Raw genomic sequence first — 15,438 nt, forward strand, 5'->3', positions numbered from 1 at the left:
TCCCCTATCCGTATCTATCTGCGTAAATTTACTTATTCTGATCCTGCATTTTAAAGATGATCTTCTTTGGATCTATGCATGATGCTTTACATAAATCACGCTACCACCCGATAGCCATGCCATCTCCCCTTGGATCTGCTGCCCCACTAATCATGCCATCTTCACGGATGACAATCCCTTGTGACTGCCCCATAATCCCGTCCCACGGCGCTCTGGCTTCGACGTTATGTCCCCATCGGGTAAGCGTGTCACATACGTCGTCATGATAGCGGTTCTCCACTCTCATCGTGTCGCCTTCCTCGCCCCAGGTACGCCCATACACCCAACGCGGTAGCCCAATGGCTTCCTGAATGTTCAGACCGTAGTCCAGTACACCCGTAAGAACTGATAACTGTGTCTGAGGCTGGCCTTCACCACCCTGCGTGCCTACGAGCATATAAGGTTTCCCGTTACGAGTGACAAGACCCGGCATTAGGGTGTGGAATGAGCGTTTATTTGGTTCTAATACGTTAGCGTCCTTCGGATCAAGTGAGAAAAAGGAACCTCGGTTCTGCATGATCACACCCGTATCCCCGGGCACATAAGCAGCGCCAAAATCAAAGTACAGGCTCTGGATAAACGAGACGGCATTGCCTTCATTGTCCACAACCGCCGCATAAGCCGTATCCTGACCCATCATTTTGGACAGAAAAGGCTGTGCCACAGCAGGTGGAGCGGACTGAATCTCGTTCCATAATTCATTTCCATAAACCTTGGACAACAAATTTTCCAGCGGAATATCCCTGAAATCCGGATCTGTGAGATAACGATCACGGTCACGAAATGCCTTTTTGACCACTTCAGCCATCAGATGATAAAACTCGGGGGACGTGCGCGCCACGGAAGATAGATCAATATGTTCCAGCATATTCAACATCATCAGCATCGAGAAGCCCTGTGAATTCGGCGGCATCTGGTGAACTTGATAGCCACGGTAATCGGTAGTGATCGGCTTCACCCACTCTCCCTTGTGAGCCGCGAAATCTGCTGGGGCAAGCATGCCGCCATCCTCACGAATAGCCGAAGTTAGCTGCTCCGCCAGTTCCCCGGTATAAAAAACATCGCGTCCACCTGCCTGAATCAGGCGAATGGAAGAGGCAAGATCAGGCTGCAAGAGCAGATCCCCTTCCTGCAAAAGTGTACCAAAAGGGGCAAATACCGCTCGCAGCGGTGAATGCCCCATAATGAAATCCTCATCACGTTCCAGCCACAGGCGCAGATTTCGAGATACAGGACATCCCTTTTCCGCATATAGCGCAGCTGGTTCAAGCAACTGTTCCCACTTTAACTTCCCATAGCGGGACCAGACTTCCCACCATGTATCTACCATTCCAGGAACGGTAATTGCACTAAGCACACCTCGCTGAGGAATGGCGCTCATCCCCATCGCTTTGAACGTGTCGGCATGAATGCCTGCTGCTGAACGACCGCTACCGTTGTAGGCCGTTATGTCACCACTTGCACCGTCGTGAATCAGAAAGAAAGCATCTCCGCCCAGTCCAGTCATGTGCGGGTAGACTACGCCCAGCGCGGCACTTACAGCGACAGCAGCATCATAAGCGTTACCACCCTGCTGGAGCATTGAGCTGCCAACCGCACTCGCCAAATAATGTGGGGAGGTAACCATCACCTCCCTGGATATCGGCATCTGGTTCAACATAAGGCGCCCTCCTTCCCGGCATACACATCCAGCGCTGCCTGTACGGCCTCGCCTGCTGGCAAGGCGTGACGATGACGCAACAGTACAGCTTCCAGTGCGCCCAGCACATGGAGTACATTTTTGCGCTGGCAGCTGAATCCCATCGTACCAATACGCCAAATCTTGCCTTTCAATGGTCCAAACGAACTGGCAATTTCAATACTGAAATCGTTCAGAAGCATGCTGCGTACCGACTCTCCGTCTATGCCTTCCGGAATTTCGATACAGGTGACCATTGGAAGTTTACTGGACATCTCTCCATACAGTTTGAGCCCCATGCCCTGAATTCCCGCGACTAACGCACGTTCATTGATCCGATGTCTCTGGAAACGGGCATCCAGACCTTCCTGAAGCAAAATTCGCAGTCCTTCGTGAAGACCGTAGAGCATCGAAGTTGCCTCTGTATGATGGTTCAATCGTGCCGAGCTCCAGTAGTCCTGTAATTGGCTCAGGTCAAAATAATTACTGGCAATCGTGCGCCCTTCAGCCCGAGCGCTTGTTGCGTCGCGGAGGCCCCGTTCGACGGTTTTGCGGCTCATCAGTTTCTTCTCCACACGGCTGTTATACGTTAATGGCGCCATCCCGGATGGAACGGACAAACACTTCTGCGTTCCTCCCATGACTGCATCCAGATGCCAGGCATCTGTCTCGACAGGTGTTCCGCCAATTGTGGCAACCGCATCAACCACAAGTAAAATATCCAGTTCACGACAGGCTTTGCCAATCTCGGCGAGAGGCTGCATTTGCCCGGTTGATGTCTCACCGTGAACCATCGCAACCAAACTCGGCTTATGTGCATGGATCGCCTTAATAACTTCTTCGGGATCAAATACCGTTCCCCACTCTGTTTCAAAAAAGATAACCTCGGCACCACATCGCTCCGAAATTTCAACCAATAGATGTCCGAAACGTCCATAGATGGGGATGAGCACCTTGTCCCCTGGCTGAATCAGACTGACCAGCACGGCTTCAATCCCTGAGCGGGATGTACCATCTACCGGATAACACCACTCATTGTCTGTCATGTATAGTTCACGCAGCATGGCCATCGTCTCATTCATCAGGGAAGTGAACTCCGGATCAAACTGCCCCAGGATCGGGAAGGATAATGCCCTCAGAACTCTTGGGTCGACTTCAACTGGCCCCGGTGTCATGATCGTCCGCAAGGACGGGGACAATTCTTTATAGTTGGACATCTTCACTCAACTCCCGTAACCGTATTTATAGAGTAACTGAACCAGAACCCGGAAACCTTTCATCAGGTCTTCTTCAGCTGTATATTCAAGGGGATTATGGCTAATGCCATCCTGGCTTGGTACAAAGATCATCGCTGTAGGACAAGCCGGCTGAAAGATCTGCGAATCATGTCCTGCGCCGCTTGGCAAGTGCATATAGGATAATTGCTCCACTTCACAAATATCACGAATGTCTGACGTAATCTGTTCGTTCATCGGAATAGGTGTGACAGACAAGTGCTCCTCCCAGTTCAGTCCGAGCTGTTGCTCGGCTGCGATTCTGCTAAATTCCTGTAGCATATTGTGCCAGCATCGATCAATGCTCTCTTGCCTGATATGCCGGATATCGAGCGAGAATACGGCCCGGGATGCAACGACGTTACCCACACCCGGATCGGCTGTTATTCGTCCCACTGTGGCTACAAGTGGTTCTCCCGCTTCAAGCGCAATGTTTCTTACGGCTGTAATCATTTCGGCTGCACCTGCAAGTGCATCCTTGCGCCATGCCATCGGTGTAGTTCCGGCATGATTAGCTACGCCACTTACTGTAATGCTAAAGCGTTTCTGGCCTACAATATCCGATACAATACCGATCGAATGGCCCAATCGTTCAAGGACCTGGCCTTGCTCGATATGAAGTTCTATAAACGCACCGTATGTTTGTGAAGCCGTTCTATAGCTACTATCTGGTCCAAAGCCTGCATCATGTATTGCCTGTGCAAAGGTATTGCCTTCCTGATCCTTCAAATGTTGAACTTCTTCCAGCCCGCTTACCCCCGTTATACTCCGTGATCCCCAATAAGCGAAGGGGAATCGACTACCTTCTTCCTCACATAAGGACACGACTTGAAGCGTTCGTTTGGGTACTCCAAAATTTTTTTTCAGATACTCTAGCGCGAGCACTCCCGCAACTACGCCATATGCGCCGTCATACTTTCCACCATGCACCACAGTATCGATATGGGACCCCGTAACAATCGGTGCCTCTTCCATTCCTTTTCCCACTTCAGAACCCATACCTCTACCGTGCAGAGTTCCATACAGGTTGCCCGATTGATCGAATTCAGGAGCCAACCCTTTCTCCTGCATTTTTGCCGCAAGCGCATGCTGTGCCTCACACCATGCTTGGTCGTACAATAGACGTGTGACACCACCCTGGGCATCAGCGCCATAGGCGGATAACCATTCAAGCATGCCTTTCATCTCCACCTGCTCCAATTGCGGCAAAGGCTGGGTGGGACGTTTCGTTCCAGAAGATGTGTGTCCTTCAACGTCGTTCATGACACCCCCTCCGTTCCTTCAACACCAACCGGAACAGATGAGTTAGCCCGGATAAACCGTCCTAAAGGTTCATCCGATAATCCTGTTTTTGAACTGTATATTCGTGTGCCCCGGCAGAACACATCTACAATGCTGGAGGAAAACGTGCGTCCCACATAAGGACTCTGTTTATGTGTGTAGTGCAGATCATCCGTATTTAAGGTTGCACTCTTCTCCCAATCAATTAGTACCAGATCCGCATCCTTGCCGATGGCTATCTCACCTTTACTCTCCAACCCAAGTCTTCTTGCAGGTTGCAGAGCCAGAACTTTTCCGAGTAGCGGAAGGGCTACATTTCGCTGAAGATGTCCTTCCTCCAACATGAGCAGCAGCGTGCTTTGCGCACCCGAGATGCCACCCCAGATTTCAAAGAAATTATCAGATTGTTTCATCGATGGCGGACAGGGTGAGTGGTCGGATGCGATAACATCAATCAGACCTGCTCCCAGCGCATCCCATAACCGATTTTGCTCAGCCATACTTCGCAAAGGTGGCGCACACTTCGCTACAGCTCCCAACCGGACAACATCCTCCTCTGTCAGAGTCAGGTAATGGGGACATGTTTCAGAAGTTACATCCAACCCGCGCTGTTTTGCCTCTGCAATCAGATCAAGCGCTTCCCGTGTACTGATATGAACAAAATGCAGTGCACATCCGGTTTGCTCCCCATATTGCAGTGCTCGTGACACCGCCTGAACCTCTGCTTCTGCTGGGCGAGATTGCACGTAATCCATCGGGCCAATTCGTCCATCTGCAATACTTCTGGCCCCCAGTTCAGCAACCATCGTCTCGTCTTCGGCATGAAGCGCCAGCACGCGGTTTAGTTTTGCGATCTCGTACATGCCATTCAAAAGTGTATCGTCATCCGCTCTGGCGAAGATGTCTTCCCCTTCTCCGCCAGGTTCGGACATAAATGCCTTGAATCCCGCCGCCCCCATATCAGCCAAAGGTGCAAGCTCACCCCGATTGCCGGGAACAAGTCCTCCCCAGAACGCATAATCAACATAGGATTGACCGTCGGCTGCTTTCATTTTCGACTCCCAAGCCTCCGGTCTTATCGTTGGGGGGACACCATTAAGCGGCATATCAACGTACGTCGTAATTCCACCAGCAGCCAATGATGCTGATCCCGACTTAAATCCCTCCCAGTTCGCCAGTCCGGGTTCATTGAAGTGAACATGGATGTCCACCGCCCCTGGCATCACAGTAAGCCCATTTGCTTCTATTATTTCAGTGTTTTCACCACCGAATAGGTGTGAGGACAAAGCAGATATTTTTTCACCAGTAATCCCAATATCCAGCTCTTCCACGCTATCTCTCAATACAACCCGGGCCCCCCGGATGATCGTGTCTAATCTTGTCATATGGATGACCCTCCCCTGATCAGAACCGGATTCGTATATTTCAGCTTCCCCGGTATGTACTGTAACCTCCTGGCGCAATCAACAAAGGAATGTGGTAGTGACTTGCAGCATCGGAAACGGCAAACCGAATCGGTACAACCGTCCATAATGCCTGCCCCAATTCTTCAAGAGATCGCTGTGCGTAATAACCCTCAACGTTGAACTGAAGCTCGTAGACCGCTTGCTCAAGCTTCCCTCCTTCAAGCAACGGTGCATCCAAACGCCCATCGCTATTAGTCACCGATTCAGCAACTTTCATTTTGTTTTCCTTCTCGCCATCCCTATGCAATACAAAAAGTTCAATCCGCACACCTGCGGCCGGAACGCCCTTGGAAGTATCCAGCACATGCGTAGTAATCCGTCCACCAGCCACCGACATCATGCCTCCCTTTCTTTCTTTGAGCCCCAATGGTCATCCTCTAGATCATCCCTTGTCATTGAGAAGCCCTGAAACCCATAAGCAGGTCTGGCCTCGGTAAATACTTTACCTTCTCCTTCTTTTACTTCCTCCAGCACCGTTTCCCATCTCCGATTGTTGGATTCGAATGAAACCTCACTAAGCTGTCCAAATCGACGCAAGAGCCTAAGTCCAATCTGATAAATCAGATGCTGAATGGATGCCGAACGACACGCATGGAATACGGCAGCAGCTACATCTCTTACCTGCTCCGCCGCTACATAACGTCCGCGCTGATCATCCATGCCATCTCTCGGGTCTTCGTAACGCCAATTGATATTCAGGAAAATGAACAGTGGACGATCCCATGTCTCAGGTAAGGTCGTGTACTCATCCTTGACGAAACCGGCAAATTCACTGCCTTTGACCTTAATCAGCCTGATATCTGCGACACCACTGAAATGATTGCTCAGTTCAACCTGATTTCCTTTTCGCTGCGCTTCAAGTGCAGCTGTCGCCCGATCATTCTGGGAATAACGGAATACCAGCTCACTTGCACGAAGGCTTCCTTCTCTGCGAACAAGCACATCTTCAAAAGGAATCTGATCTGCCGTCATTTGCACTTTGGTCATCTGCGGATATGTCTCCAGAAAATGTCGACTGACGTAAGCGAGAAAACCTTCCACCGTAGCTCCGTAGTAATCCGCAGCATGTTTCAGGATGAAATTCTTCATTGAATCCGTTGCAACAACGAGAGAATTATCTCCTTCGATAAAAGAAGGCAGAAATTCGTCGCCTTGCACGGCTACTTTAATGTTTAATCCGAACAGGATATTATTGCGTCCGGTAAATGGAGATTCCGGTATGGCCTGAATACCCGTCAACGGTTTGGCGTATGAGCGGTACACCCATACATCACCTTTGCCATAATACATGGTCCGCTGCTTTACTTCGGATGGCTTACATCCAAATTCATCTTCAAGACCAACCTGTACCAGCCACTGCTCCAATCGAATAGAAGCGATCTTGAACACTTCCTTCAGGGCGGTCTGGAATTCTTCCTCTCTTCCTCTCCTATTGCGGTTCCGCATGGACTCCAAGATGGACTGAGCTGTATGACCTTTCACGGCCAATATAAAAGGAAAGCCGAATTGGCTTGTATATTCTTTATTTAATTTACTAAGCTCGTTATATTGCTCCGCCGAAAGTGAATTAAGCCCTGCACCAGCCTGTTCCTGAACGGAATTGCTGCTCATGCTGATTCGTGCACCGAGATCCGGGTGATTGCAAAGCAACTGCAATTTGACCTTTTCATCGGATGTCTGAACTACGTTTTTCATCACATTCATCATGTGTTCAAAAGAGTCGAATGGTCGTGAAGGCCAAGAACGCTCCGCCACCCAAGGTGATTCTTCGAATAGTCCGCCAAACGTATGCACGAACTGTGTGATAGACCAGCTGTTAACGAGTTTAATGAAATCGCCCATGTTAGAACCTCCGGTCTTCTGTGGAATGTTGTTCTTCATTTTAAGTGCCTCATCGTACTGCGACAACAATATTTACGCAATTTTGTAATATAACATAACATCAGTTATGTGATTTGTTAGTAGTGCACGGGAATTGATTGTTCAAATGTAATGAAAAGCGCAAAAAAACCGCACTTCCTCAAGGGAAATACGGTTTTATCTGACACGTTTGCTTCATTGTCATGCTGCACAAACCTTGTTCGGAATAAGGGTTAAGATCATTACCTACTTATTAAATGGGCCTGCCGTCGGATTAATGATTATGCGAATGAGGTCTTGCCGAGGTTTTATCCCGCACAAACTTGCGGAAGGTGAACACCAGCTTTAGTTTTAGCAGATCATTAGTCTTCTTAAAGTCCATTTGCAGCAAACTTCCGACTTTCTCCATTCGATAGGTAACGGTGTTCCGATGCACAAACAGCTGCTTCGCAGCTTCGTTAATAAGTCCATCATTCTCGATAAAAGATTCCAACGTATTCATTAGTACCTGATTGGGATCGCCGTCCCTCGCCAGTAAAGGCTCAAGTACTTTATTGCAATAATTCTCCATGATGTTATCCGGAACATGTTGGAATACATAGGCGAATTCCAGCATCTCGAACTGGAGAGCCCGATCTTTCATACCGAATCGGCGAGCCAGTTGACGGGTATCCAGACATTCCTGATAGGCCTCGCGCAGTGACTTCGGTTCATGCTTCATTTTGCTGATCCAAAACCGCGGTGCAGGTGCTCCCTTGGCTTCCTGTGCTGCAAGAACATCACCGAACCGATTCAGCAGGAATGCTGATAATTCCTCTCCATAATCCCGCCCTGTTGGACAAGTATAGATGGATAGTATGCCATCTTCAATCTGAAAATGCTGTGAGGCTGTGAATTGCATAAGTGGGTTGTACTGCAACTCGCGGTGGATCTGCTTCAGCAGCTTTCCTTCTGCAAAAACAGACGGTTCCAGTGTGATCAACACACATTGATAGGTCCCCTGGAACAAATGAACCCCTTTATTTTCGCTGAGCTTGGTGAGTTCATCTACCGTCATTTTGTTATCTAGATATTGAGTTAACAGCGTACGCATCTCATCCTGAACGGTGGGGTTAATGTGTTCACGATAGGTCATATCCATATAGAATGCCAGGACATCCGCAGCCTGCTGAAACAATTCTTCCTCCGCTCTAAGTGACAGCGCCGAGTCTGTAAAGACGAGCAAAAATCCGTATTCTTCATCATTCTGCTTGATTGGTACCCGGTGGCAGCTTGCCTGATTCCATTTCACTCGATGCATGACGGACTTCCAAGGCCAACCCTGCACTACTGCATCTGCCGCAATGCCTTCGCTGCCATACAGTACATGGCCGCGGGATCCAATAACCGCAAGCGGATAATTCAACACGGTAGCCAGTTCGGCAAATACATTACGATGCTGTTGCTGTTGCAATGCAAAGTGCATCAATTTTTTCTGTTTCTGCACCACCTCGTGCAGTAAACGATTGCTGCGTTCATGTTCAGCCCTGAATAACGCATTCATTTGGTCGGAAAATGTAAACTGGAACGGCAGTTCCAGCAGCGGTAATCGCAGTCGATCTGCTTCCTCGATAATTCCTTGAGGAATGGCCTGCCAGAAACGGCCCAATTTTATGCCTAATCCGGCACAACCACGTTCGTTCAGGCGGCGCATCAAACGAAGTGCATCGGTCTCGCTGTCTTTCATAATAAACGCGGTTGTGAAAAGCAATTCTCCGGATTTGATCCAATCCGCTATATCTGGAGCGTCCATGACGTTAACGGATTTCATCATCCGTGAAGTCCCTTCCCCACCTGCAACCAATCTGGCCTCAGACAACGGGTACACCTGTAAAGCCTCTTTAACCGTAAGCTGCATGGACATTACCTCCCATATATATAACGCATAAAGCGGTCTTTGTCCTTCATCCGGACCTGAATAAAGGTGTAATACTTAATTTTAACCATTTTATTGAAATATCCCTTGAATGTTGTTAAGTATTATAACATCATTTTCTTTTAAATAGCTTACATGAGAAAAAAATAAAACCCATGACACAATTGCAGCAATCGTTCCGCAACTGGCATAGGTTTTATTTTCGAATTGATACATGTTGAATTACAAACGGAAAGGATCAGATTCCCAATGTTTCGTGACTCAGCCACAATTTCATCCGGGACAGTACCTCTTTCATATTGAGCGGTTTGCTAATATAATCTGAGGCTCCTGCTGCGATACATTTATCACGATCTTCTTTCATGGCTTTGGCAGTCAAAGCAATAATAGGGAGCTTCTTGAGATTCAATCTCTCACGGATTTGGCGAGTGGTTTCATATCCATCCAACTCTGGCATCATGATATCCATCAAGATAATATCCGGGTTCGCTTCTCCGCTCTCTAACATCTCCAGACACTCGTAGCCATTCTGAGCTGTAATCACCTTCATGTCATACTGCTCAAGGGCATTTGCCAAGGCATACACATTTCGAATATCATCATCGACAACAAGAACCTGGCGGCCATTCAATAATGATTCTTCAAGTGGCGTCAATAACATCTCGACGTTTGTTGAATTCTCGCCTGAAGATTTGTTTGTTTCAGGAGCAGTCACGGCTACCTCGTTCAAGAACAATCTGGAGTTTTGCATAACCTCAGGCTCTTCCCTTCTAAGTGGGAGGAATAAAGTAAAGACACTTCCTTGTCCTTCGCGACTAGTTGCCGAGATTGATCCTCCCAACAGATTGGCAAGAGATTGAGAGATCGACAGTCCCAGTCCAGTCCCACCGTATTTTCGGGCGGTGGCTCCATCTGCCTGTTTGAAGGCATCAAAGATCTGCAGCAGTTTGTTGTCCGCAATGCCAATCCCGGTATCACTAACCGAGAAGGCTATGACATCCGTCTCTGCTCCGTTCGTTTCAGGATTGGACAGACTCACTCTGGAGATGGTTAAGGCTACTTCCCCTTCATTGGTGAACTTAAATGCATTGGATAGCAAATTCCGTAAAATCTGGTGTAACCGCATCTCGTCGGAAAAAATCGTTTCCGGCAGAGGGCTTTGAAGCTGAATCCGGAAATCTATTCCTTTTTGCTCAGCCGTTTTCAGGAAATATTGATTCATCGCTTCCGGCAGGGTTCCAAGATAGACATCATCCAAATCCACTTCCATCTCCCCAGCCTCCACTTTGGAAAGGTCGAGAATGTCGTTAATCAGATTCAACAGGTCCTTACCTGATGCATGGATCACCGAAGCATATTTCTGTTCTTCACTATTTAAGTGCTGATGTTTGTTCTCAGCCAAAATCTCGGACAGAATTAGCATACTGTTCAGCGGGGTACGCAGTTCATGGGACATATTCGCCAGGAACTCAGACTTATAACCAGAGCTTGTCCTTAACTGATCGGCTACTTCTGCAAGTTCGCTAGCAGAGGTCTCAGCCGCATTTTTCTGCATTTCCAGACGCTCGTTCAACATGTGCAGTTCCTCTGTCTGCATATGTAATTCTTCCGTCTGGGACACCATCTCTTCGGTCTGTGCCTGCAGTTTCTCCGATTGTGTCTGCAATTCTTCATTCAACACCTGTGATTCATCATACAAATGCTGTAATTCCATGCGTGTTATGGTGGAATGAAGCGAGACGCCGAAGATTTCGATCAGTTCGGTTAGCAACTTTGTTTCCTTTGGTTCGATCTGCTTCATAGAGGCCAGTTCGATTACAGCTATCGTTTTACCTTCAAATACCACCGGGGCTACCGTGAGTGATGCAGCTGACGCATCACCAAGTCCCGATGAGATGCGAATATAATTTTGAGGCAAGTCGTTCATCTGCAAAACTCGCTTCTCAATCGCACTCTGACCGACTAATCCCTCACCCGGTGCAACGGATACTTTACCGAGGGAACGCTCTTTCTCTCCATCTGCCGCATACGCAGCTACACGAATGAGACGGTTCTCTTTCATCGCATATAACACGCCATAAGGGGCTTCTAGCAGGATCGCGACTTGGTTTAGGAACAACCGTGACAGTCCCTCCAAACTTGCAGGGTTCTGCAAGAGTGTAGCTATGCTGGCAACCTGATCTTTAAGTCGATTCTGTTCCTGTACCGTATCCAGCAATAAGTTCGTCTCTTTACCTAAATCACCGACCTCATCTTGTGTACGGACAATAATACGCTGTGTGAGATTGCCGCCTTGAGATATGTCGCTGATGGTATGTTTGACTTCACGCAGGGTCTTGACGATATTGCCCGAAATGACGAGCGCTGCAGCAACAGATAGTCCGGCAACGGCAGCCCATAAGGTATACATAATGGTAAGCAATGTGGAGCTTCGTGCTGCGAGCTCGGTCACCCGGCTTTCCGTCAGTCGCAACTCTGTATTGCGGAAGTTCTCGAACTCGGATCTTAACAGATCAATTTCGCCTTTCCCTGGATCGGAATGGAAAAATTCAATGACTTTATCCTGATCTCCTTGTCTCTTTAGGGCCACCGAGGCTGATCCGGCAACATCAATCCAGCGGACAATATGTGTTTTGATGGTTTCCAGAGTCATCTGCTGGGATGGGTTATCACTAACCAGCTCATACAGTTCGGCATAATTGGAGTTCCACTGGGTTAGCGCTTGGTTGTATGGCTCCAAATAACTTTCTTCCCCGGTGATCATGAATCCCCGCTGTCCTGTTTCCATATTCAGAACATTTTTCTCAATTGCATTGGTCAGGTTATGCACTTCCAGGTCGTGGTGGCTGATAAAATCGATTTCCTTCTGCGATGCATCAATTTGGGCAGATAACACCAGCAAAACGGCACCAAATAACAACACAACCACTAGATAGCCCAATAGAATTTTGGAGCGTATCGTAAATCTTCTCTTTTTCGACAACGCAGAAACCTCCAATGAAATAAACAATTCCGATCAATTAAAAAAACAGTCGCATATGTAGTTTATATGTATACGTATATACTGACAAGCATTAGTTCAAGAACCGCACGAGTTAAAAAACGACCTGCGTATGCAGGTCGCTTGTTTATTGGAATGAAGTTCGCATGATAATGACTGATTAAGCTTTCGGGGCAATCATTTTCGCTGGATCAACATACTGATCGAATTGCTCTTCCGTAAGCAGACCTGTCTGCAATGTTGCTTCTTTCAGAGACAGTCCTTCCTTATGCGCAAGCTTGGCAATTTTGGCTGCATTCTCATATCCGATATGCGGATTAAGAGCGGTAACCAACATAAGCGAGTTATTCAAATTGTGTTCAATCTGGCCGAGGTTAGGCTCAATACCCACCGCACATTTATCATTGAATGCAACAATGGAATCAGCAAGGAGCTGGACAGATTGCAGGAAGTTATAGATAATAACCGGTTTGAACACATTCAACTCGAAGTTACCCTGACTTGCCGCGAAGCCAATCGCAGCATCGTTCCCCATGACTTGCGTAACCACCATGGTCATCGCCTCGCTCTGAGTTGGATTCACTTTACCTGGCATAATGGAACTGCCCGGTTCGTTCTCCGGAATACGAATCTCTCCCAGACCGCTGCGTGGGCCACTAGCCAGCCAGCGAACATCATTGGCAATTTTCATCAAGTCAGCTGCAAGCGCTTTAACTGCACCGTGAGCATAGACCACTTCATCATGACTTGTAAGTGCGTGGAATTTGTTAGGTGCGGATACAAAATCCTTGCCGGTATGCTTGCCAATTTCCTTGGCTGTATAATCACCAAAGTCAGGATGTGCATTAATTCCGGTTCCCACAGCTGTACCACCAATTGCGAGTTCTTTCATATAATTCACACTATCGCGGATCATACGTTCACTCTTATCGAGCATCGCTTCCCAGCCGCTGATCTCCTGACCGAGTGTAATTGGCGTTGCATCCTGAAGATGAGTACGTCCAATTTTGATAATATCTTTGAATTGTTCCGATTTGTCTGCAAAAGTGGATTTCAGCACCGCGATTGCCGGCAAGAGTTGATCTTCAACAGCAAGTACCCCTGCAACATGCAGAGCCGTTGGGAATGTATCATTAGAGCTTTGGGACATGTTTACATCATCATTCGGATGCAGACGTTCCTCCTTGCCCTTTTGTTCAAGCAACTGGTTACCCAGATTGGCAATGACTTCGTTTACGTTCATGTTGGACTGTGTTCCGCTACCCGTCTGCCATACCACGAGAGGAAAATGATCATCAATCCGACCTGCAATAATTTCATCAGCGGCATAAGCGATCGCATCCGATTTGGCAGCGGACAATTTACCTAATTTATGGTTACTAGCTGCAGCGCTTTTTTTCAAAATGGCAAGAGCACGCACGACTTCCATCGGCATATGCTCGCGACCAATCGGAAAGTTTTCCTTACTGCGTTGCGTTTGAGCTCCCCACAGCCTGTCGGCTGGTACTTTCATTTCACCTAACGTATCTTTCTCAATGCGGTATTCCACTTGCTTTTCCTCCTCCAAAAAGATGGTTTGGGTCTCTAAAAAAATACGTATACATTCTTTTCTTCACAGCATCTTACATCTGTTGATTCCAAAGTCATTTTTGGGATTTATGCAAAATGCTTTTTATGAGCAAAGCTTGTGTATCTTGTCATATTATACATGATTGCCTGTGCAATTTTCACCTTTTCGACAAAAATGTAAGCGTGAAGCAAAGTGCTTGAGTATTTATTTTTGCGCTTTGATCGGATATAGACGGCTGGTTTGCTCGAATAATTCGCCCGGCTCAAGACCAATCAGACCGATCTCTTCAGCAGGAATGCCTTGTACATTCGGGGCGTTAACGAGGTTCATCTGTGGCTCAGGACAGAAGAATCCGCCAGCCATATTGTTATTCCAGATCATCCAGTGCTTGTACGAAGTCCCTACATCATATACCAGCTTGTCACCGGTACGATGATCAGTAAGCTCCATATAGTTGCGACCGTTCTGTGGTTCAGCCGTGTAGTGGTTGTCCATGGCTGCAAAAAACGGACTAACGCCCTCTTCCTTTAATTGCTCTTCCTCTGGTGTAAGCGGTTGAAATTGTCCTGTAGGTAAAGAACGTTCATTCAATTCACGACGCTGACCAATCGTTATTTTGGCGGTGTAATCGGATGCCTGGCTTTCCGGTGCAAAAGGTACGCTAATGGCTGTATGGAATGCGAACAGGTTCGGCATACGTTCCTTCCCGTTATTCCGAACATTCAATTGCTGCTGAAGTCCCAGACTACTTAGCGAGTAACGGAGCGTCACTGTGAAGGTGAACGGCAGGTATTTGTAGAACTCATGTCCTTCCTTCACTTCCTGACTGAGCACAACATAACTCTCCAACTCGTCAGAACCGTACCCATCAACCTTCCACTCGGCATCATGCAGGAATCCATGCAGGTGGTTGCCTGTAGCTGGTTCGTTTATAGGTAGTTGATAAACTTCACCATTCCAGGGGAAGCGACCATCCTCATAGCGATTTGGTGGGGAAAGAATCGGAATACCGTATACGGCAGGTGCAGCCATAAATTCATCCATCTGTTCCTGGTCTGGCTCCCGCAAATAACGGAATCCCTGCTCTGTATCACGGAAAGCGACCAGGTTGGCACCCACACTTGGAATAACTGCCGCTTCGAATTGATTAAAACGAAGCCAGACGGCTGGTATACCTCCAAATTGTTCTTCGAAAGCTGCATTTTGCTGTGTCATCGTTATATGTACCTCCTGCATACTAAGGTTATATTATACGGCTCGACTATATCATGACCGGGCACAAAATACCAATCTATGATAGAGAACAAATTCATGATGGAACGACAAAAAAGACAGCTACGATGCTCCGTGGCTG

10 protein-coding genes are annotated in these 15,438 nt (G+C 47.8%); all 10 read right to left on the minus strand.

Going from position 1 to position 15,438, the window contains the following annotated elements; genetic code table 11:
• Positions 1 to 100: 100 nt before the first annotated feature.
• Positions 101 to 1,699: a gamma-glutamyltransferase gene (ggt, locus tag CS562_RS04540; protein ID WP_099853953.1), complete on the minus strand. Its 1,599-nt coding sequence runs from the start codon at positions 1,697 to 1,699 to the stop codon at positions 101 to 103.
• A complete protein-coding gene (locus tag CS562_RS04545; RefSeq protein ID WP_099853955.1) occupies positions 1,693 to 2,934 on the minus strand; it encodes a pyridoxal-phosphate-dependent aminotransferase family protein in 1,242 nt (413 codons plus the stop codon). Before CS562_RS04545 ends, ggt begins: the two co-directional genes overlap by 7 nt.
• A gap of 6 nt (positions 2,935 to 2,940) precedes the next feature.
• A complete protein-coding gene (locus tag CS562_RS04550; protein WP_099853957.1) occupies positions 2,941 to 4,254 on the minus strand; it encodes a Zn-dependent hydrolase in 1,314 nt (437 codons plus the stop codon).
• Positions 4,251 to 5,657 carry an allantoinase AllB gene (allB, locus tag CS562_RS04555; protein ID WP_099853959.1) on the minus strand — a complete coding sequence of 469 codons (1,407 nt, stop codon included), beginning with the start codon at positions 5,655 to 5,657 and terminating at the stop codon, positions 4,251 to 4,253. Before allB ends, CS562_RS04550 begins: the two co-directional genes overlap by 4 nt.
• A gap of 40 nt (positions 5,658 to 5,697) precedes the next feature.
• Positions 5,698 to 6,075, minus strand: coding sequence for a hydroxyisourate hydrolase (uraH, locus tag CS562_RS04560; RefSeq protein ID WP_099853961.1), 378 nt, complete (start codon positions 6,073 to 6,075; stop codon positions 5,698 to 5,700).
• A complete protein-coding gene (pucL, locus tag CS562_RS04565; RefSeq protein ID WP_257219356.1) occupies positions 6,075 to 7,619 on the minus strand; it encodes a factor-independent urate hydroxylase in 1,545 nt (514 codons plus the stop codon). The genes uraH and pucL overlap by 1 nt, the downstream gene beginning before the upstream one ends.
• Positions 7,620 to 7,872: 253 nt before the next feature.
• Complete coding sequence (locus CS562_RS04570; protein WP_099853963.1) at positions 7,873 to 9,495, minus strand: PucR family transcriptional regulator; 1,623 nt, start codon at positions 9,493 to 9,495, stop codon at positions 7,873 to 7,875.
• A 256-nt stretch (positions 9,496 to 9,751) separates the two neighbouring features.
• The gene (locus CS562_RS04575; protein ID WP_099853965.1) at positions 9,752 to 12,496 is read right to left on the minus strand and encodes a CHASE3 domain-containing protein; all 2,745 of its coding nucleotides are present in this window, start codon (positions 12,494 to 12,496) and stop codon (positions 9,752 to 9,754) included.
• Between the two features lie 178 nt (positions 12,497 to 12,674).
• Positions 12,675 to 14,063, minus strand: coding sequence for a class II fumarate hydratase (gene fumC, locus CS562_RS04580; protein WP_076288632.1), 1,389 nt, complete (start codon positions 14,061 to 14,063; stop codon positions 12,675 to 12,677).
• Between the two features lie 225 nt (positions 14,064 to 14,288).
• Entirely contained in the window at positions 14,289 to 15,299 is a 1,011-nt protein-coding gene (locus tag CS562_RS04585; RefSeq protein WP_076288631.1) for an aldose 1-epimerase, read from the minus strand.
• Between the last annotated feature and the right edge of the window lie 139 nt (positions 15,300 to 15,438).

The organism is Paenibacillus sp. LK1 (assembly GCF_002750415.1).
Lineage (GTDB): Bacteria > Bacillota > Bacilli > Paenibacillales > Paenibacillaceae > Paenibacillus > Paenibacillus taichungensis.

Excerpts from the sequence above, each read along its gene's own strand:
- ggt (WP_099853953.1), bottom strand. The coding sequence starts at position 1,699 with ATGTTGAACCAGATGCCGATATCCAGGGAGGTGATGGTTACCTCCCCA.
- CS562_RS04545 (WP_099853955.1), bottom strand. The coding sequence starts at position 2,934 with ATGTCCAACTATAAAGAATTGTCCCCGTCCTTGCGGACGATCATGACA.
- CS562_RS04550 (WP_099853957.1), bottom strand. The coding sequence starts at position 4,254 with ATGAACGACGTTGAAGGACACACATCTTCTGGAACGAAACGTCCCACC.
- allB (WP_099853959.1), bottom strand. The coding sequence starts at position 5,657 with ATGACAAGATTAGACACGATCATCCGGGGGGCCCGGGTTGTATTGAGA.
- uraH (WP_099853961.1), bottom strand. The coding sequence starts at position 6,075 with ATGTCGGTGGCTGGTGGACGGATTACTACGCATGTGCTGGATACTTCC.
- pucL (WP_257219356.1), bottom strand. The coding sequence starts at position 7,619 with ATGAAGAACAACATTCCACAGAAGACCGGAGGTTCTAACATGGGCGAT.
- CS562_RS04570 (WP_099853963.1), bottom strand. The coding sequence starts at position 9,495 with ATGCAGCTTACGGTTAAAGAGGCTTTACAGGTGTACCCGTTGTCTGAG.
- CS562_RS04585 (WP_076288631.1), bottom strand. The coding sequence starts at position 15,299 with ATGACACAGCAAAATGCAGCTTTCGAAGAACAATTTGGAGGTATACCA.